This is a genomic window from uncultured Vagococcus sp., from assembly GCF_963518325.1.
Lineage (GTDB): Bacteria > Bacillota > Bacilli > Lactobacillales > Vagococcaceae > Vagococcus_D.
Genome location: NZ_CAUQJB010000003.1, coordinates 23,689 through 44,763, shown reverse-complemented (window position 1 = coordinate 44,763; position 21,075 = coordinate 23,689). Strand labels below are relative to the sequence as shown.

17 protein-coding genes are annotated in these 21,075 nt (G+C 35.5%); 3 read left to right on the top strand and 14 right to left on the bottom strand.

Annotation, left to right across the window (positions count from 1 at the left end; translation table 11 throughout):
- The first annotated feature begins 157 nt into the window (after positions 1-157).
- Positions 158-616, top strand: a complete 459-nt coding sequence (locus RWN13_RS03565) for a nucleoside deaminase (protein WP_314060998.1) — start codon at positions 158-160, stop codon at positions 614-616.
- Positions 617-912: 296 nt separating this feature from the next.
- On the opposite strand, the gene RWN13_RS03560 is transcribed toward RWN13_RS03565, so the two are convergent.
- The 9 genes from RWN13_RS03560 to RWN13_RS03520 form a co-directional block, all read right to left on the bottom strand.
- Positions 913-3,114, bottom strand: coding sequence for a CHAT domain-containing protein (locus RWN13_RS03560; RefSeq protein WP_314060580.1), 2,202 nt, complete (start codon positions 3,112-3,114; stop codon positions 913-915).
- Positions 3,115-3,605: 491 nt separating this feature from the next.
- Positions 3,606-5,768 carry an AIPR family protein gene (locus tag RWN13_RS03555; RefSeq protein ID WP_314060579.1) on the bottom strand — a complete coding sequence of 721 codons (2,163 nt, stop codon included), beginning with the start codon at positions 5,766-5,768 and terminating at the stop codon, positions 3,606-3,608.
- A 64-nt stretch (positions 5,769-5,832) separates the two neighbouring features.
- Complete coding sequence (locus RWN13_RS03550) at positions 5,833-7,230, bottom strand: site-specific DNA-methyltransferase (RefSeq protein WP_314060576.1); 1,398 nt, start codon at positions 7,228-7,230, stop codon at positions 5,833-5,835.
- Positions 7,231-7,406: 176 nt separating this feature from the next.
- The gene (locus RWN13_RS03545; protein ID WP_314060574.1) at positions 7,407-9,071 is read right to left on the bottom strand and encodes a recombinase family protein; all 1,665 of its coding nucleotides are present in this window, start codon (positions 9,069-9,071) and stop codon (positions 7,407-7,409) included.
- A complete protein-coding gene (locus tag RWN13_RS03540; RefSeq protein WP_314060571.1) occupies positions 9,025-10,389 on the bottom strand; it encodes a recombinase family protein in 1,365 nt (454 codons plus the stop codon). Before RWN13_RS03540 ends, RWN13_RS03545 begins: the two co-directional genes overlap by 47 nt.
- 396 nt (positions 10,390-10,785) lie before the next feature.
- Positions 10,786-11,373: a reverse transcriptase domain-containing protein gene (locus tag RWN13_RS03535; protein ID WP_314060569.1), complete on the bottom strand. Its 588-nt coding sequence runs from the start codon at positions 11,371-11,373 to the stop codon at positions 10,786-10,788.
- A gap of 757 nt (positions 11,374-12,130) precedes the next feature.
- Positions 12,131-12,796, bottom strand: coding sequence for a ribonuclease H family protein (locus RWN13_RS03530; protein WP_314060568.1), 666 nt, complete (start codon positions 12,794-12,796; stop codon positions 12,131-12,133).
- A 173-nt stretch (positions 12,797-12,969) separates the two neighbouring features.
- Positions 12,970-13,209 carry a hypothetical protein gene (locus RWN13_RS03525; protein ID WP_314060566.1) on the bottom strand — a complete coding sequence of 80 codons (240 nt, stop codon included), beginning with the start codon at positions 13,207-13,209 and terminating at the stop codon, positions 12,970-12,972.
- A gap of 278 nt (positions 13,210-13,487) precedes the next feature.
- Complete coding sequence (locus tag RWN13_RS03520) at positions 13,488-15,095, bottom strand: phage/plasmid primase, P4 family (protein ID WP_314060563.1); 1,608 nt, start codon at positions 15,093-15,095, stop codon at positions 13,488-13,490.
- Positions 15,096-15,339: 244 nt separating this feature from the next.
- On the opposite strand from RWN13_RS03520, the gene RWN13_RS03515 reads away from it, so the two are divergent.
- Together RWN13_RS03515 and RWN13_RS03510 are read left to right on the top strand one after the other, a co-directional pair.
- Positions 15,340-16,299: a hypothetical protein gene (locus tag RWN13_RS03515; protein WP_314060562.1), complete on the top strand. Its 960-nt coding sequence runs from the start codon at positions 15,340-15,342 to the stop codon at positions 16,297-16,299.
- Between the two features lie 131 nt (positions 16,300-16,430).
- The gene (locus tag RWN13_RS03510) at positions 16,431-17,678 is read left to right on the top strand and encodes an IS701 family transposase (RefSeq protein WP_314060560.1); all 1,248 of its coding nucleotides are present in this window, start codon (positions 16,431-16,433) and stop codon (positions 17,676-17,678) included.
- Positions 17,679-17,955: 277 nt separating this feature from the next.
- Here RWN13_RS03510 and RWN13_RS03505 read toward each other — a convergent pair whose 3' ends face one another.
- The 5 genes from RWN13_RS03505 to RWN13_RS03485 all read right to left on the bottom strand — a co-directional run bounded on the left by RWN13_RS03505 (position 17,956) and on the right by RWN13_RS03485 (position 21,073).
- Positions 17,956-18,453, bottom strand: coding sequence for a DUF1643 domain-containing protein (locus RWN13_RS03505; protein ID WP_314060557.1), 498 nt, complete (start codon positions 18,451-18,453; stop codon positions 17,956-17,958).
- Between the two features lie 416 nt (positions 18,454-18,869).
- Positions 18,870-19,253: a hypothetical protein gene (locus tag RWN13_RS03500; RefSeq protein WP_314060555.1), complete on the bottom strand. Its 384-nt coding sequence runs from the start codon at positions 19,251-19,253 to the stop codon at positions 18,870-18,872.
- Between the two features lie 41 nt (positions 19,254-19,294).
- Positions 19,295-20,242, bottom strand: a complete 948-nt coding sequence (locus RWN13_RS03495) for a hypothetical protein (RefSeq protein WP_314060553.1) — start codon at positions 20,240-20,242, stop codon at positions 19,295-19,297.
- Between the two features lie 8 nt (positions 20,243-20,250).
- The gene (locus tag RWN13_RS03490) at positions 20,251-20,616 is read right to left on the bottom strand and encodes a hypothetical protein (protein WP_314060551.1); all 366 of its coding nucleotides are present in this window, start codon (positions 20,614-20,616) and stop codon (positions 20,251-20,253) included.
- Between the two features lie 136 nt (positions 20,617-20,752).
- Positions 20,753-21,073: a DUF960 family protein gene (locus RWN13_RS03485; RefSeq protein WP_314060548.1), complete on the bottom strand. Its 321-nt coding sequence runs from the start codon at positions 21,071-21,073 to the stop codon at positions 20,753-20,755.
- Positions 21,074-21,075 lie beyond the last annotated feature (2 nt).

Here is a 21,075-nt window from a genome sequence, read left to right as displayed (position 1 = left end):
CCTTTTTATTATACGTTAAATACAAAACATAAACAATATTTTTGATGATATTACAAAGTTATCCCCATAAAAATAGACAAATACGTCTTAAACTATTATTAATCGCTTTTACAAAATAGAATTAAATGTAATTTTTGAGGACAGATAATTTCTCACTATCAAGTTTAACCAACTCGAATCTGATAATACGCGATCCCCCGATCCATATAGCTTTGGCAACATTAGGAACAAACCCTTTGGTACCATTCTAGTTAAGTTTAACCGCATTGTGAAAGAAGGAAATAATCAAATTCACACTCATACTGACCCCACTAACCACGCTGAACTAGGGTTAATCAGAGACTTTTGTCGCGAAAATAACGTGACTGATTTATCTGACTATACCCTCTATACTAGTTGTGAACCATGTTGTATGTGTTCTGGCGCAATGGTTTGGTCTCGATTAGGTAAAATGAGATATAGTGTGAGTCATTCAGAGCTAGCTGAAATTGCCGGATCTAATATCATGATTGGTAGCGAAGAAGTCTTTTCTAAAAGTCCTAACTTTCCTGATGTTATGTCTGGCCTGTGCAAAGAAGAAGGAATAGAACTACTAACAAGTTATAAATGGGCCTAGGTCTATTAGAAAGAGAGGATATTTCTTTTATGCCTTCCGCAATCCTAAAAGGGCTAAACCTTGAAGTGTTAAGGTTTAGCCCTTTTTTCTATTAACTTTATCTTCAAGAAAACATAGTGTCTTCTATCAAACCCATCATACCGCCACTCTGAAAGAAAAATCTCATTACTTATGATACGCATGTGCTTATCGCAAGTAGATGAGGTTTTTTTAGGATAATCCTAGGCTGTGCACATCATAAATGAATGAGGTTAATTATTCTAAAAACTAAATTTATCAGAAATCAAGTAAAGATTTTATTTTGGGCTTAATATTATATTTTCTGGAAATCCCATTAAAGATAATGAATTATTTATATTACTCGCATTTTTACATTTAAGTATTTTTTTTATATCAGCTTTTAGATGAAATTCCCCCTCGATTTGTAACCACATTCTTTTCCTTATTGTCTCTATACTCGCTATAAGATTCGAATTAAATTTATTTTCTAAATAATTATCTATAAACTCAACAATTCTTTCCTCTTGTTTAAATTCCAAGTTCAACCATTCCAAAGGAGAATAGAAGTACATTTCTATTGTAATCTCTTTAAAAATGCTACTAATCGTTGTTTGTTTATTAATATTATCAATTTTCAGTATAAATTTTTTGATTAATATAGCTGTCAATGTCGCATTTACTTTATAGTAAGAACTTAAAACAGCGGTAATTCCTTGCTCAATAAGATTCTTTCCAAGCGAATATGATTGACCAAACACCACATTAGTTTCACATGCTCCCAAAATCACAAAATCAGGTTTCTTTTCGATGCTGTCGAATACCTGACTGTCTATTTTTTTGTCACCTATAGCTATAGTATTCTCCTTAACCATTCGACTCTCTATGTACTCACCATGCCCATAAATTATTAACACATCAGGCTTTTCCATATTTACAACTTTTTTAAATACTTCTAAAGAACCTACTTCAACAAATTTATAACAATTATTATCATGACTTATTGAACTTAATTTTTTTGTACTTTGATATATATGATCATCACTCTGATTTATTAAACTTATACATAAAATTTTACAAATATTTGTTTTTATTATTTTTGATTGATTAACAGTAGATAACGATTTTGTCACCGCTCTTATTGGTACCCTACTAATTTCTTTTAGCATAACCAATGGTATTTCATTTAACTTTATAAATTCTATTGGTATTTCTGTTATAAATTTTATCCTCTTTATTTTTTTTGAAAAAAATAGTTTTTCTAAAAGCACAATAGATTTCTTAACTTCTATATCAATTTTTGACATTTTTTCTTCTACAATTTCGATTGAGTTCAAATTATTTTTTAGTTCTAAATTTAATTTTTCCATGTTTGTTATATCTACACTATTCGTCCTTACATACGGAGAATAACTCGGTATTGAATACCACAAGAACAATGATGATAAAAACTGCTTGTCTTTTAATCTATCTAATTCTAATCTTAAAATTTCATATAAATCATCATCACTATTAGCAATTTCATATTGTGCATAATTATTAGTATTTTTAAAAACAGTTCTTATATTTTTCTTTTTAAATTCTTTACTTAGCTTTGGTTCGCTATTTAAAATTTCATTAGTATTATTAATAGACGGAATACATACAATCATTTCGTCTTGTTTAAATTTAATAAAACTCTTTCTAATAATTTGAGGTATTAAATTATTAATCTGCCTTTCTCTAGATTTATACTCACTAAATTCAGCATATCCATCTAATATGCTTCGAACGTTATAATCATACAGTCCTTCTCTTTTGTTAATAACATACATCATGGGATCAATAATTCGATTGTTGGGTAATTCTATACTATACTTAGTGTCCTCTTTTGACGTATCATATTTTAGCGATAATGAATTTAGTACATCATTGACTAAACTAGTTTGCTGGTTTTCATCTCCAAAAAAAATTTTGCTCTCACTACTCTTTTTTACTGCACAAAAAATTGTTTCATCAAATACTACTGTTGGATGATTTAACTTCAAACACTTGTAGATAGTATCTTCTAACTTTTTTCTATATTCGATTTTTTTATTTTCTACTAGCCTATCAATCTCACTCTTGCAACATAATTTATTAATATCTTTTTCTGTAATTTGTAATGGAAAGAAAAAATCTTCTATATTCTTAACTAACTTTTTCAATTCGTTTATATTTTTAATTTCTTTTAATTTTCTTTCCTTTATTGTATCTTTGGAGATCAACCTACTATAACCTTCTATAAATATGATTGTATTTTTTGAAAAAGCAGTTTCTTGGCCTACTAACTCATCAATTGTTAAGTATGTTATATCATAAGGTAATTCATTATTACAAAATTGTCCATCAATACTTGTAGGAAATCTTATAAGAGTACTATTAATATATTCTATTCTACACAAATAATCATAAAAACTGTTTACTTTTGTGACTTTTTCTTTCTCGAGTACAACTATAATATATTTCAAAAAACCGTTCATTTTAAACTCCTTTATTTTTATACAATCTCAGTACTGAACTAATAAATATTTTTACGATTTCTAAAATATATGGTTTCTATTTAATAATCGTCATCTTTCGTTAATCATCAGCTGGAAAATCGCTGACAATCACTCTTCGCTGACGATTAGGCTGTTAATAAAATGAAGCCGTATGTTTGATTTTTTTTAGAATGTATATACATTAAATTAATGATTCATTTCTAAGTACATTTTTGGATGAAGTTTTCAATTTATATGTTTGCACGTAATCGTTCCTCTTCAAAAAACTAACCATAAACTTATTATAGAATATGATTAGTTTTACTTGTTATTGAATATTATTTTGAGATCAACCAAACTTATATTGAACTTATAAACTACATGCGCATGTCACAAATGAATGGTTTTTTTATGATAATCAATTCGATACATAAATGCTATCTATATAACTTATCAAACATCTATTTTATTTTTCACCATATCCAATTAAATTAAAATTTATGTTTTTTTAATACACTAAACAACTTTTGTGCATTATCTAAATCTTCTTGAGAATTAACTATCAATTTTAATGTATTATTAGTTTTATCAATAATTAGTTTTTCTACGTCTTTGTCTTGTAAATATAAGCTTCGATAATGATGAAACCTGTTGTAGTCAAAAGAAATTATCATCTGTTTATAAAAAGCTATTCTAAATAAGAACTTATTAACTGCTAAAGACTCATCAGTACTATTACTATATATATGAATATTCGATTGATACCCTGTACTGTGATCTGAAGAATCATAGAAATCTGTTAAGAACGTCTTAAGAAAACTATATGCGTACTCATTAGATATTATCTTCTGAGAAAATTCTTCAAATATTTTTCTTTCTAAAACACTTAGTTTGTCCAATGTAAGGATATCAAACTCTTCAACTTTAATAAGTCCAATATCCAGCTTCTCTTCGATACTTTGGTATAATTTTTTTATAAAAGTATTGTTCTTCATGACTGTTGGAATGTCTTTGTCAGTATTAATAAACAGACTACTCTCTAATAACTTATTGACTATTTTTCTTGTTCTTTTTTCTATAGAAAAATTTAAAATTTGATTTTCATCTAGTATCATTGAATCTGAAATTTTATCAATTCTTATATCATCAAACACTATCTTACTAACTACTTCTTTAGAATACGTAAGAATAGATTTCTCTTTATCTGAAGTAAGACTTATAGTTATACTAGTCATTTGCTTGTTTATTTCTCTTTGAATCAATATACAATTCCACACATAAATTCCAGTTACTGAATCGTTAAAAATTTTTTTATACCTTAAGTGGTTCAAGTCAGAATAAATGTTAGTAATATTAGTTTTTGCTAAAAACGTAGATTCAATATCTTTAGCAAATGATAACGCTCTAGTTGCTTCGCGAACAGTAAAACTAGACTCTGTTTCCAGTTCATGCTCCTCCCTCATTAAATGATAGGTTATACCTTCAATCGCTAATTGGCTTTCTATCCTTCTCTGAGTCGGCTCTTGTGCGAGAAAATCTCTAGGTGTTATTTGATTCTGTCTATTATTTGTTTTAGTTACTTTCTTCAAAAAAGCTTCATCATAGAAAACTTCCTCTTCTTCACTTTCTGAATACGTAGAAATAATTCTAAGCTGCACCTTTACTAATTTTAATTTTTCCCTATTGGCCTCACTTTCTACACCATATCTTCCAATGGTTCCTAAAGTTTGTGCACCATTCACTATACTTATATTTTTACAAGCAAAAACTCCCGCTTCGTAACTAGCTCCGAACATTGATTTTTTCGCTACTTCATCACAAACTAATGTAATTCCATTATTAAAATACCAAAAATTTTCAGGCTCAATTTCAATTGTATCTCTCATCTCAGTATTAATATCAGTCTCGCCCAATAATTTCCGAATATTTAAAGTACTCAAACTATCACCATACTCATCCCACCATTCACACAGTGTTTCAGCAAAAACCTGTCCATAATATGCTTGATTAGTTTTATTATCCTGATTATCAATATTATACTTTCCCCAATAAGTTAGCGGAATATCTAAATCAATACGCTGAGATTCAGCCCTCAATGAGTTGTGCAACCTTTTTTGATTTATTATCTCAAAATCTGCTACTTCATTTGCATTATTTTGAGAAGCCTTAAATTCATTAAACTCTGTTAAAGAGTGTTTGGATAAATTAGTGGCAGTATAAACAAGAACCGCCTTGTATTTTAAACCATCAGTATTAAGTATAGAAATTATTTCGTCTTTTCTTTTATTAACATTATCATTAAATTTATCAAATTTCATGGAAAGTAGATCCTGTATCCCACTTAAAAACTTTTTTATATCTCCTAAGCTTGGTTCAGAATTTCCTTTATGGTTGTATTTAGATTGAACAAAGCATAGCTTATTTGTATTCGAATCATAATATATTAAATCAATACCATTATCGTCTGATCCATCAACTAAATTGTCTATAACAATATCCCTATTTGATTCTGGAAATAAGACACAAATTGCGTATGCTGCTAATGACTTAGACAAAGAAGCATCTTTAATATCTTTAGTATCTAAATCCGGAAAAAACTGTGAATATTCCTGAATTAAGCGGTTTTTTATTTGGGTTAACTCTAGTACTCCCATTGTTTCTCCTCCTATAATAAGAACGGTTTTATTCTATTATAGCATTTAACCCTTACTCTATCAGCTATCTATCCAAATTGTCTAACTTTTTAGTATAATTTTCTTTTATATCTTCATCTACTGTATCTTCCCATATTAAATTTAGTTCTTCTTTTTTTAGTTTGAAACAACTAAAAACATTAATACGTCCCTTCTTCGGTTCTAACATATTAGTTTCTACAAATTCAAATTCTTGCCCCTGCTCTCGATAGAAGTAATAGCTTTTATCAAACTTTTCATACCCAAAACTTTTTACAGTAATCACAACTTCTAAACCAAATTTTTTAAGTTTTGATTGTTGGATTATTTTGATTAAACTGCTAAGCAGTATTTTGCTTTGCTCATTCTTTGAGATGTAACAGAGTTCTACTTTTGCATATTTATCTGTGCGTTTTTCATGATTAAAATTTATATCAACTTTGTCAATACATAAGTATTCTACATTAAGGTCATCCAATGAATTGTTCTTTTCAATTTCCTTATTTAGTATCTTTACATATTTAAGCACTCTTAATAAAATAATATTCCGGTAATATATAGGTTTTATAAGCGATTGATACTTATAATAACTGACAATGTTATCCCACCTCTTTTCAACAAAAGAGCTAGTAGCTTTGTAAAATATCTCTTCAGATTCACTAGATATATCAAATCCTAAAAAATTGCGATCTAGCCTTTTCGCAACTTCTAATGAAATCCCTGTTCCTGCGTAAGGATCCACAACAATATCTCCTTTATTTGAGGATAGTAAAATAATCCGTGCTAACATTTCTGGTGGGAAAGGACACGCGTGTTTTAAAACTTTACTTTCGTCCTTTACTTGAGACCCCCAACTCCCTTGAGGAGGGATCGAGAAACTCCAAATATTTGAAGGGGACACGCCTTTGGGGCTATATTTCTCAGGATGTTTAAACCACCAATGCATGGGTTTTATACTTTTTATTATTTCATCGTTATAAGTGTAATCTTTTTTATCTTTCGTGAAATAAAGTATATACTCAAATACATTTCTTGACTGCCCTTTTCGAGCATATGGTAAAGTTTTCACCTTATCCCATATTATTGTATCTTGATGTATCCATCCTATTTCCTCTAATACTCTAGCAACATCATCGTTAAGTCTTAAAACTTTCCCATTCCTTTTTAACGTATCAATATTTAGATACAATGACGCACTTTCCTTAGATATAGCATACAATCCTTCAAACGTTCTCTTTAAACTGTCTAGATATTCTTTATAAGTTTGATTAACTCCGATTTCTAAGTGGCTATCAGTATATTTTTTTGCATCAAAGTATGGTGGAGAGGTAATAATTAAATCTACAAAGGGATTATTTTCCTCATACAAGGAACCAATTTCTTCCGAAGACTTTAAAATATATTTGTTCAAGCTATTTTTTCTTATAGTTTTCTTGTTTGACATTTCATTCACCTATCTTCTATTTCATAAATTATAGCAGAAATTCATTCTCAGATCTACTTATTACGATTATTACTTTATTTTTAATCATCTCCGCTGTTACACTACTCCGTAACACTCACCCTAGCGTTTTATAATCGCTAGGGTGAGTGTTATGCTCTACCACGTATTCATAGCGGTTAAATCGTTAGTAACAGGCTACCAGTATAATCAAAAAGGGCCGCATCCATTTTACTGGATACGACCTCTCGGTAATGTTCGTTCAACTGATTAATAATCCCCTCGTCAAAATACATCGTCATTTGTAAGTGCGTTTTATCTTGTACATCAAACGTAATTTCTTTAACAAAGGTACGGTAGATCGCTTTTGTTTTAGCTTTTTCACGTCCTTCTAGTAGCTCATCCAATGCCTTGACCAATTTCTTAACATCCTTTACATGTACTTTAATATCTTGATGATCAAGAATGGATAGAATCTCATAGCTACGACTTTTCAGCTCATTTTGTTGCTTTATCAGGGAGTTAATTCTCGGCTGGATATCTTCTATCATTTCAGGTGTCACGTCTAGTACTTGACGAAATCTTGTTAGTTTTTCCTCTAACGAGGTTTGTTCCACTTGATTGACGGCTAATTCTTGTTCTAATGGGGTAACTTGGCGAACTTTTTCTTTGTTCAATTCTTTTACAAGTTGCTCCACTATCTCCGGTATCTGAATGATTTCTTTCAAACGGTCTGCCACAAACGCCTCAGCGACCTTTGCCTGAATGGAATTGGCATGACAGACACTGGCTCCTTTGTTTCGGAAGGTGGCACATGAGTAGTAACGAATTTTTTTCTTGGTGCCATCTTTCAAGGTGTTGGTGGTATTGCTTGCTGCCATAGCTCCCCCGCATTCTGGGCAACGTAATAAACCTGTCAGTAGGTTTTCTCCCTGATGGTTCCAAGTTGGCTGTTTGTTTTCGGTAAGTAAACGCCGTTGAACCTGTTCAAACAACTCTTCTGATACAATAGGCTCATGGGTTCCCTTGACTAAAATCGGGGTTGGATTCTTTCCCTTTCGTCGTTTCTCCTCCCAATTTTGATATTTCGCGTACAAGAGGTAACCGCCATAGACTTGATTATTTAGGATATCCTTAACTGCGTTGGTTGAAAATGAATTGCCTTTTACAGTTAGTCGCCCTTGATTATTCAGCTGGTTTGCTATCGCCCGGTACCCTTTCCCTTGAACGTACTGGCAAAATATCTGTTTGACTATACTGGCTTCATTGGGCTCAATGATGAGCTGCTTCATCCCATTTTCGTCAACTCCTGCGACATAGCCAAGACGGCGTCCACCCGCATATCGTTTCTTGTCTTTGACTAACGATTTCATCCCCAACTGAACGTTTTCAGAAATTTGATTCCGCTCAAATTCACCAAAACTTCCTAGTAACTGCAACATCAGTCGACCAGTACTTGTCGTCACATCAAAGTTCTCTGAGATCGAGTGAAACCCGACACCATGCTTAAATAGCGTTTCCGTCGTGTTTAGGACGTCCCGCATGTTTCTGCCTAATCGTGTCAGCTTCCAAACAAACAGCTCATCATATAGGCCTGACTGCGCATCTTTCATCAATTGTTGATACCCGGGACGATTTTCGGTCCGTTTGCCACTTATGCCCTCGTCGGCGTATACTTTCACGACCTGATAGTCATGTTTTAGACAGTACTCACGGAGAACCTGTTCTTGTGCGTGTAAGCTATAGCCATGTTCTGCCTGTTCCGCAGTTGAGACCCGAATATAAAGAGCCGCGCGTTTAATCGCCACTGTTTGTGTCGGGCTTGATACTTGTTGGCAATCCATCTATCTTAACCCCCTTCAATTTCTTATTGTTTGTTAGATCAATTTGGTTAATTTTATCAAAAATAAGTGAGGTGACTTTCAAGTCTCTCAATTCTAATAACTTACCTAACTGCAATTCCTTCTCATTACTCCAGCTTAGTCTTTGAATTCCTTGTTCTTTCGCCGTTAATGCTTTTAATTGAGCCGTAAATGCCTCTAACGCTAGTTCTCCTCGCTCAAATCGATCCATTAAACGAGTCTTATCAGCTACTATACGCTGAAGTTCTGCTAGTTTATTATCGTTCAAGTCAGCTACTTGGGCGATCATCTCATTTACCAGAATGGCGAACACGTCTTCCTTCATTAAATAGGCAGTTACTAGAGCCAATACCTCTTGTTCAAGCTTCGTTGCCGAGAGATTAAACCTTTTACATATTGGACAATAGTAATACCTGTTGTGCTCATTTCTCGTGCCACAAGTTAGCGTATGTTGGCAACTAGGGCATCGTATTTTTCGTCTGAGCGGAAATGGGTGTTCCTTCCCCTTAGTGATGTGTCTGCTTTTACGAATCGCTTGAGCATGTACAAACTGTGCCGCTGTCACCAAAGGGACATGTTTCCCGTGATAACTTCCTTGTAAGCCCCCCTTAATCATCCCCGTATAAAACGGATTAGTTAAAATGCCCCTAACACTATTGACGGAAAAAGGCTTGTCTCTCTTCACTATTCCCATATCTGTTAATTTTGATGTGAGGCGCCCAAAGCCATATTCGCCACTGGTATACCATTGAAATAGTTTCTTAATAATCTTCGCTTCGTCCTCTACTATAATAGGCTGATTCGTTTCCCATCGATAACCATACGGTACCCTGGCGGATAGATACTCCTTTTGAGCCACTTTTCGGTTCAACGCGATTCGCTGATTCTCAATTAAGGCACTGCGACTAAATTCTGCCATTGAAAATAGGATCGTCACAAAAAGCGATTCCAGATGGGGAGACCCCCTCACTGATTCCGGCAACGGCTCCATGATCGACACAATCTGGACACCATGGCTGTGACAAAGAGACAAAAATTCGATCGCTAAGCGCACATCTCTAAATAGACGGTCGTAACGATAGACGTACAGCTTGCGAGGTTCTGTAGAAGTTTTGATTGCTTCCTGCAATGATTGAAATGCTGGTCGACACACATTCGCACCTGAAAAAGCCTGGTCTAAATAAAATAACGGAACTGGTTCCTCTAACCTATTTGTCATTTCCAGAACTTTACGTTGTTGAGTACCTAAGCTAATCTTATTTTTACGGTGCACTGATGTTCGACAGTAGGATATATTCATTTTACCTTCCCCCAATTACCCAATCTTTGATTATCTGATTGATCTTTCCGATACGATACGCTGTGCTAACACTCAAGTTTTGTCGTGTTAACTGTTTCAACTTATACTTAAAACTAGCTACCGAGACCTGATGAGGTCTCGCCATGTCTACATTACCAAAACCGTCAAAGAGGCTATTTCCTAAGAATTTAAAGTCTGGATGAGTAGGTCTTGTCACCTTAGATTTTGCCCAATTCACGACCAATCCTAGCTTCCTTTCAATAAAGGTCGTCATATTTCGCAGGAGTCACCTAACTGACATGCCACTTTTGACAAAGATAAGGCAATCATTCGCATAACGACCAAATCCCCCCCGCTCTTCCAACACACGATCCAATTGGTTCAACATAATGTTACTCAATAATGAAGATAGGTTGCCACCTTTTTTGGCCCTATAATCGACTCTTTAAAGCCACCGTCCATCTGTATCCCACTCACTAAGTATTTTCTGACTAAAAATATCACGTCTCCATCCTTGATTGTTTTTGCTATCAAGGTCATCAAGTGATTGTGATGAACCGTGTCAAAGATTCCCTCTAAATCAATATCGAAAATCCATTGACATCCATCATTTATATTCGTCAAGGCTTGGCGAATTGCCATCTCCGCGTTTTTATGCAGACGAACCCCATAGCTAGTTGAGTGAAATATCTCTTCATAAATGGGGCTGAATTGTTGGGTAATAGCTTGTTGAATAGCTCGGTCAATCACTGTTGGTATCCGTAGTAATCGTTTGTCTCCATTGGACTTTGGTATCTCCACTCGCATAACTGGTTGAGGGAGATACGTACGGCTGAGAAGTTGATGTCTAATTTCCTCAGAATGTTCTGCGAAGTATCGAACAAGCTCCTCAATTGTCATACCGTCTACGCCTGGGGCTCCTTTATTCTTTTTGACCCGTTTGATCGCTTTTTTAAGGTTTTCTTTGTCTAAGATTTGACTCATTAATTTTTCAATATATATAGGTATTATTCCTTTCTTTCTCGTAAAGTCGGCATCCACTTTTACGCTCTTTGCCAGTGGTCTCTTTCCTCTTTCAATCGAGATTCCCTAACAATAAAGTTGTTCAGCCATTCGCTCTTCAAAGCTTTCACCTTGCGTCATCACTACTATGGCTTCGGCTGACTACTCACCTTCCAAACTCATATCACTATGAGCGTTTGGGGCAGATATGTGAGCCCTCCCCAGTTAGGGACAACCTCTTCCTCTCCATCTATCCGCCACATTTACGCCATCGGATTGTTGCGGTAGTTATGGGACTTTAGCTTCTTTCGCAGCCTTATCCTCAGATGTCACCTCTTATGTGATTTCTGTTCGTCGGACCAGAGATTTGCTTTAAACTTCCTTCAGATTCCACCTCACGATGGACACCCTTGTTCTCAGCTAGGTACTTTCCACTACCGGACGTACTCGGGACTTGAACCCGTTAGAGTTTGCCCATGCTGGGCAAACAAAAGACAGACGCAATGAGACAAATCCCACTACATCTGTTGTTTTATTTTTACGTTTTTTGATCCTCATCAATGTCTAAATGATGAAATAACACCGGTAAGAGTTGCGTCGTCAATTCCTTTAAAAACGTATCATTCATGCTATACTCACCTCCTATCATTCAGCTGAAAGTATAAACTCAGCTAACTTTAAATAATTAAATAATACGTGTAACAATCATTAAATCTAAAGCATCTTGGTTTGAAAGAATTTAAGCAATAGGTTTACCATCTACTTGATTAGCCAAGCTGTCACCTACTTCACACTGACTACATTTATGAGCCCCTTTTTTTGCCAGCCTATCAGGCATGTCATTATATTTGTTCCCACTATGACTTTTTACTTTGATAAATGTGATATCAAGTTGGTCCTTATAGGTCTCCAAATGATAGACATAAGCACCTCCGATTGATGATTTTGTTGACCAATCACCAATCACCCAACTCTCAATTCCTTGATAATCATAGACGGCTTCAACATGCTTATACTCTTTAAAAACAGCTCGGCTAAGTCCCTGAAGAACAGCTACGACCTCACCACCAATCTGACGTTGACTGATGTAGCTTGGGTTCCTTCCTGCACCATAGCCGCTAGAAACCGTTCTCCCACACACAACAATAACAACCCCCCACCCATACTGCTGGTTGACGTTATTCCATGACCCATCAACGTATAATTGAGCATCTATAGGATTTTTGGGTATCTTACGTATTGAGCTGGAGTTCTCTTCATCCAAATAAGCCGTTGCCTCCGGTTCGGTGGCAAATGATTTATATCGGGCATTTGAAAATCCTTTTACTTGCTGTTGACAATCACTCCATGTTGAGTAAATCCCTGGTACTCGCCCTTCTTTTACTGCGTATAGTTTATTAGTCATATCGTTCCTCCGCTATCCTATTTTAAGACTGTGGTTATAAAAAGTAACCTGTTTCTACTTACACTCATCAAAATGATAATATATATTTTAAACTTGTTTTATTGCTATCTCTCTCGTCACAGTCTTCGAATGAAGAAATGGGGCAACTCAAGTGCCTCTGACAAGCATTGGTACTATACTAATCGTTTCCATATCCTTGCTCTTTGTTTGCCTGTATTAGGGTTGTATCCTACATTTTGAGATAAGTTCGGCCTATTTGAAAGCTCACCTTTTTTTTTGAGATTATTTAATCCCGCCCCTATTTGACTCTGAGTATAATTCAGCTGTTTAAAATACACATATAACGCTCGCGTATCAAATTCAACTCCAATTGAATAATGTACCTGAAGATAGTCTCGCAACAAATTTGTCATTTTAATTCTCCTTTTTTTTCACCATTTCCCCGTCGAATTTGAATGCATACGGTCGATTATTTTGCAGCCAATTACAAAATATCCTACGTATTTCAACAGGGTTTTGAATAATCCATTCCTAACGAACGAAGTTCCACATGAGATAAGTGAGCAATAATCACCTGTTAGGATGTTTCTTTGAAGTATTCGGACCTAATTTACATTTTCTAGCGTTAATTAGGTCCATTTTTACCTAGTCCTTCAGATAGTGTGCCATCAGTGCCGACAGGGCTGATTATTTAATCCATCTTACAGTTACTGACATACCGAATTCCACCACTTTTTTTTATCTCAACTTTTCTCTGAAAACGCTCAAAGTACGCCTCTTTAAACTTCTTCCAAAACATCTGCGGACTCATAGCACCTTCAAGTAACTCTTCATTTTTTAATTTCCATTGTTCGTAACGCTCTAAAATGTCGGAGCACATCGCTCTAGCTCCTACTTCAACTATTATTGTCTCTTCTATGAAATCAGCTACCGGGTTCGATATATGTAGGTAATTCTCTTTAGCCTTTCTCATCGACTCACTGACTGTAAAATTGAAATCGTTAGACTTGAGGCGCTTCAAGCCAGCTATCGTCCACATGATAATGCCTGGAATTTCGTTTTCTAATTTAGCAGCTAATTTAGAATCCTGCTCATGCGGAACAAATATTTTACTAAATGGAAGTAGTATTAATCGACGACTAAACCCATAAGTACTTTCAGTGGGGACTGGTAATTTGTTCACCAAGAAACACAGTTTAGTTGGTAGAATCATGCTAGCGGGCGCTATATTCTTTTGGTCAACCAGCAACGGTTCCCCTGCTGTAATGGCCTTTACTCGACTTGTTCCAAAATTTTCAGCGCTTCCCTCGCTACTAACATTAAACTTTCGTCCTATTAGCGATTGTAAACCAAAATGACGATTCAAGTCATCCAAATTGGCGTTCGATATGTTTCTGTTATCAATTACCTTTTCTAACACTTGAAAAAGTGTGCTTTTGCCATTGGCACCATCACCAAAAGCAATTAAAAAAATATTTGCCTCAAAGGAATCACTTAGAACATATCCAAAGAATTCTTGTATGAATAACACCGTCTTTTCATCAAACATACTACCTAAAAATTCTAAAAATTTTGGACAGTTTTCAGCGCCTCCCTCCGGATCAACCTTAGCGTTACTTCCAAAAAACAAATAGTTTTTTGGACTATGCTCTTCTAACATCAAAGTCGCTTGATTGAACGTGACATTAGAAAAAGCAAATTTAGACGGCACACTGCTTTCAAGGATAGTAGTTGCTTTACGTTTAATTAACTCTAGAATTGATTTCTCCAACCTTTCCGTCCATTTGTCCGTTAATAATTCATTCAAATAATACGTCATGATCCTTTTTAAAACGAACGTTTCTGGTACGTAAAATCCTATTTGCATGTCGTAAATGTATAGTTGCTCTGGTTCCGTGCTCTTCACAACAATTTCTAACCGCTTCATCAAGAAATTCGCATATTTATCCTTGTTCACTTTCCATTTTTTTTCTTCCATATAGAAACCAGCTTGCAAAATTAACATATCTTTTCCAAATCGCTTTATCTCACTTAGCAACGGTGGTGCTAATGTGATCCCCTCATCTACACTCAATTTATTGAAGTCAGAATAGGTGATCTCTAAATTTTTACGCGCCAAGATATTCCTAAATAGATTGTAGCTATCCTTACTATAACAAGCTTTGCAATAAGCTTTCAATGTTTCAAAGTCCTGACTTGTTAGTCGGTCGAGCCACTCAGCTAGTACTCCACCTTTTAACGTATTGCACTTCACTACTTCCACATAATCTGCTTTCAAATATCTTCCATACTGGTCCATTTGATTCCTCCTAGTGTTTTTGTGACAACTTATTTTCTCTGCCCTAAATGCCCTAGATGCCCTAACCCTTTTTCTTTAAAATGCGATTGGAAATCTCTGTCACAACACCATCATACCAACATAGAGCGAATCATTTTAACGGCTTTAATGGGCTCTTTGAACTATTGTCGGACCTCTTTATTTTAGAGGTCGTTTCATGTATAATTAAAATTGACAAATTTCAAGAAAGCTGGTGGGAATCAATTTGGTAGTTATAAATGACCTTTTAGAAAACTCATTCTATATAAAAAAGAACGGTGAAATTATTTCCTACGCTGACAATTTTTACACTCATAAACAAGATTTAGTTACTAAAATTAACAATATCGGCACCTTATTAGCTTTTTTAAACGACAGACATCACAGGCCATTAATTGATCAATTAGAAACATGTACGACATGTAACTTAGAAGCATTAACAAAAACAAAAATAGATAGCAATATTGCATTAACAATGTTGATTCTCTTTAGCTCTCACTATATTTGGGACGGCAGCAAAGTAAAACTCCCCTTTCTCAAAGAAAAATATCGGTACCCTGATTTATTAAGAGAAAATCTCTCACTTATCAATGCGCCTCAGTCAGGATTGATTGAAAGAATAAAAAAAGAAAGAGAAGCGCTTTCACATGATAAACAAACCATCCTTACCCATACTGAATACTATAAAGTTTTCGATACGAACCTGGTTGATTCAAAAAAAAGAACGGGATTACTCTGCTTATTATATGATTTCTATTTTTGCATGACTAATAGTGAGTACTATTTTGAACGTTTAGTCAATGATATCTTTGATCTAGAATACATTAACAATAATGGACTTTCTTTTAATACAGATGATTTTTTTTTACCAAATGATTTCAAACGTGAGATTTCGGACAATCACGATAAAATCACAGTCCTTTCTAATTTGGAAAATATTGTCTTCCCTCAAATAGCTCCCTCTATTGTCACAGCGCATGAACTTAAAAAGAAAAACGCGACTCTTCTTAGTAGGGTCAGAACTAGTCTCCGTAGTAAAGATAGCTACTCAACTAAACAGTCCATATATACTCACGAAAATGGTAACGCGGTAGAAAAAAATACTTGCTATAGCTTGACTCGATTTGAAAATGACCTTCAAAAATTCCTGAATGAATGGCAAAATAAAAACCAGTCAAACAAGTAAAAGATAAGGAGCCTTAGTTCCTTATCTTTTTTGGTACTATAATTATTATCCGTCACTAGACACTACTTCTACATAGCACTACAGCGAACAAGAAAAAAATGGTATACTAAATAGAAAAGGAGGCGCCAACAATGGTGAGTCAGCTAGAGAGCTACCGCTCAAATTGGTCTGATACGCTCGGTTTATCAGAACTTTCAGATACGGAACTACTCAATCAATTACTCACTTATTTGGACTCGTATAAAAACTGTTTTTCACATCCGTCTCAATTTCGTTATTTTTCTACGTTTGAAAAGGGCTTACTAAGCGATTTGGATCGTAAAAGTATTGAACCGATTGCATTAGCTTTCTTAGGCGAGTCCTCCGTTAGAAGCCTCCAACAGTTTTTCACCCGCTCGACGGGGTTTGAAGAGTCGCTACGACGCTCCTACCACCAACAACTTTCAGATACTCTATCAGCTCCTGATGGCTTTCTTTGTGTCGATGGCAATTTTATCAAGAAAGGGAACAACAGTGCCGGAGTGGCTCGTCAATACTGTGGTCGATTAAGGAAAACAGAGAATTGCCAAGCAGGCATTTTTTCAAGTTATGTTTCGGAAAAAGGCTATGGCTTAATTGACAGTCAACTTTATTTGCCAAAACAGTGGGTATCAGATGACTATGTCGCTAAAAGAAAAGACTGTCGTATTCCTGACGACACTTGCTTTCAAACAAAAAATGACTTGGCACTTGAATTGATTCAACAAGCGGTCGCTTCCAATGACTTCGATATAAAATGGATAGGGTGTGATCATGCCTTTTTACGTGGGTTGCCAGATTCTATCTATTATTTTGCTGCCGTGAAAGAAGATGAACGACTCTACCTTGAAAGACCCACTATGTCTATTCCTGACAATCTGAAAAAGAAGGGACGTCCTTTTAAACAATCCCTCCCCGATCAATCACCTGTTACCGTGAAGGAAATTGCTTTAAGCGACGACTATTCTTGGGAAAGGAAACTCATTGCCGAAGGGGCTAAGGGGCCGATTTACGCTGATATCAAGGTCATAAAGGCAGTTGCTTGCCGAAGTACCACTCGTTATGGGAATTATTTAGCACCAGAAGAAGACGTTTGGGTCTACATCAGACGATATGATGATGGGAAGTTCAATTATTTTCTTAGTAACGCCACAATGAACACACCTATCGAAACTCTTGACCAACTGGCTACAAAAAGGTGGTCGATTGAACAGTGTTTTCAAGAGTGTAAAAGTTATTTAGGGATGACCCATTACGAAACAAGAACGTGCACAGCTTGGTATCGTCATATGTTATGTGTGATGATTGCCCACTTATTTACGACTATCTTTCGTCTTGGCTATAAAAAAAACTCTTTTTGACGATGCCAATGATTAAGCGTCTCTATTCAGTTACACTTGCCAAAGACTGGTCGTTTCAGCAAACTCTCTCAATTGTTCGGTACCACATGATAAGGAATTCGAGTGTCTATGCTTTCCACAAAAAGGCTAAACTCGCTTATGAAGAGTGTTCGCTATAGTGCCAGTTACTTTTGTTAATTACTTTGCCCAAATATAATCAGGTCCCTTACTAAAATAACTTTCTTATCTTAGTAAGGGAGAAAAATAGCCCCACATGATTAATAATCATTTCGTCAACTCACTTTAAATACCATTTTTTTCGAACTTTAGGTGATAACGGATGATAACAAGTTTTTCCTAGACTATCTGTTAGCATCCTCACATTTCCCGTTTCTGCAACTAGTTTTTCTACTTCTTCAGCTCGTTTGGCCCCCACTTTTAACTGAGTCACACTTCCCCAAGCTAAGATCACGTCACTGGTGGCCTCTGCGAACGCCTGGATGACGTCATCAGAAAAAGAGTCATTTAACTCTTTTTCATTGCCTAACTTCATTTTATTCAACCCTAACTTTGAAAACAGATTCACTAAGTAAAAACCACCGTAATCAGTAATCAACTGATTCGTTATCAACATCGTCGTTAAATCCTCTTTCAACACATCATCTGACCCAGGGTATATTGTGATAACTGTTGCCATGGGCTTTTTGGTATCCCACTTTTTCATATAACTATAACGGTGCTTACCGTCATCCGATAGTTGTGCTTCCACTTTAAACGTTGCCTTTGAATTTTTCATCTTTTTCTTCCTTTCTTAGCTTCCATAATCGTAAAGGCTAACTCGACAACTGCTATCAACAAGCTTAGTACCTTTGGTTTCATACATATCCACGTTTCCTTTCATTGGTATCTCTTCATTAATATAAAAAATAGGTGATACTTTTGGACCCGACTCATTATTTAACCCTTCATTGAGTTGAGCTGTAATCTTATTTGAACTAAAGAATGGCCTCAACATAATTTCAAGGAGCACCGTCCGCCCAATATTTCTCTCACAAATACCCCACTGTAACGTAGTGAATTTGTTCTATAAAAATAAAACCGCAACACAATTAGCTATTTAGCTAACCATGTTACGGCAGTTCCCCATCCTTATTAATTTTAGTAGACAATAAGAAACTTCCCCTCTTTTGTCCTACTAAAAATGACAGTCATTTATTTAGTCCACATACGCTTTTTGGCGTCAATCCTACTTTGTAAAATTATTTTTGCCGAACGTTTGTCTTCCATTGAATCACTCGATTGCATTACTCTTTCTAATTCGTAATCAGACAATTGATTCAGCCTCGCGTGACGTTCAGAGATTTCTTGTTTGTTTTTATGATCACTTGCCGCAATCATCGCGTAAATAGCAAACAACGCCATGATTATTGCAATAGGAATTTGCCACCACTTAAAATGTGTGTCTAATTTAAGGTTAATCCATGGCAATAGTCTTTTTGCCAATAAATACCAACTAACAACCACAATCCCCACTAAAACTAGTAATATACCAATAGAACTACCTGAATTGGCCTCTTCATAATAATAGTTATCCATCTTTTCCTCCTTTGATCTTGATCCTAATACTACTTTTCACTTTAGAACCCTGAGGTCTCGCCTGTTTCAGTATCAATCGAGCCTACCGCATGAGAGGCTAGTTCACCTGTTTCTTTATTTTTAATGAAGACATTCATAACTGTGGCCGTCACCTCTTCAAAACTGGCTACTTCAAACGTTGGAAACTGACTGGCTACTTTACTTCTAGCGATCTGTTCCCAATCTATGCCTTTTGTCGCTGGACTGGTGTCTTCCACCATGCTTTCAGATAATTCCCCAGCTTGATTGACCGTCAACTCCCAACGTGCTAAGCCCGATATCGCTGTAAAATAGTAGACACCCTCTCGTTCTTCCACAAATTGAGCACCTGCTACTTGCGGCATTCCTTCCGCTAGTTTTTGCGCGGCTTCTTCTTTATTATGGACCACTATTTTGGCTTGTTCATCAAGTTTAGCTTTGTTGCCATCAAATAGTGTTTGAGCACTTTCTTTCAATTTAGTATCACGAGCCATCGAAAAATCTTTCTTTAATATCAGTTCTAGCTTGCTATTAGATTCTTCGTATTTGTCCCCTTCTGCTAGTCTTTTTGCCAGATCAAATTCTGTCATTAACTCTTTTTCTGCTCCTAGTAACGTTCTTAGGTTTTCAATTTCTTCTGTTGCATAATCTACTAGTTTTTCTGAACCGTCTTTTAACTCACTCACTGACTTGAATTTTTCTTGGGCTTTTTCATACTCTTTAGCTTCTTTTAGACTAGTTCCTTCTATATAAAGAATCAATTGCTTTAGCATGTTTTTGGCCTCATTATTGGTTGAATCACTTTCCAACGCCAACTCTATAAATCCTTCGGCTTGTTCAAACTTTTTCTCAACGATTGTCTCTTTTGCTTTTTGCATGGCTTGTGTATATGCCTGATTGACTTCTTCTTTTTTGCCACACCCCACCAAGAGCAGTAATAAACTTACCATCACAATAAACTTACGTTTCATTTTCCCCATCACCTTTCTGTTTCTTTATTTTGTTGAAGCCAACTAGCTAAATAAGGGATGGATATTTCCTCAATTTTAGGCCCATCACGCATTAAACGGTCATTGATCTCTTTCAAGTAACGTCTAATTTGACGTTCTGAATAATCATAAGTCACGGCCATCTGTTGGATATCTTGTCGAGAATACGCTTTACCGCCTAAAATACTTTTCTCCAATTCAAGCTTAACAAATGCCGAATCAATCAATTTAGTAGGAAAGGTGACCGTTATTCCTTTAAACTCCTTGTAAATAGCTAAACAATTATCCAACCCTACCACCTTAGCTAATTGTTTATAGACGCCGTTCAGCCCTTCCGCCTCGTTTTGTTTAGTCAAGATACTCTCCTTTCATCTTCACCTTTTATCATACCTATATTAAATTGACTTTGCCTGTCCCGATGTCACCACTAATTTCTTAACACTTGGCAATGACATATGCTCTATGAATGACCCAACCTAAAAGATGCCTTATTTAGTATTCATTTGGCAATAGCATCGTTTGAGTGCCACCATCATCGATGATCCAAACTTTTTCAACAGAGCAATTGCGATACTCCTCTAATAAGATTAACTCATATTTCCGCTGATACTCAGGCTCTTCTTGACGATGCGTAACAATTAATTTCTCTCGCACCTCGTCTTTTTCAAACTCAACTATCTGAAAATAATCCAGCTTCACCTCGCCTTTCGCAACTAGCCCATCAATCACCCGCCAACAAAACAGCTTAAGATTTTCTGGCAGCTCTAATGCAATTCCTTTCGTGATGTAACGATTGTCTTTTCGTTTAAACATGT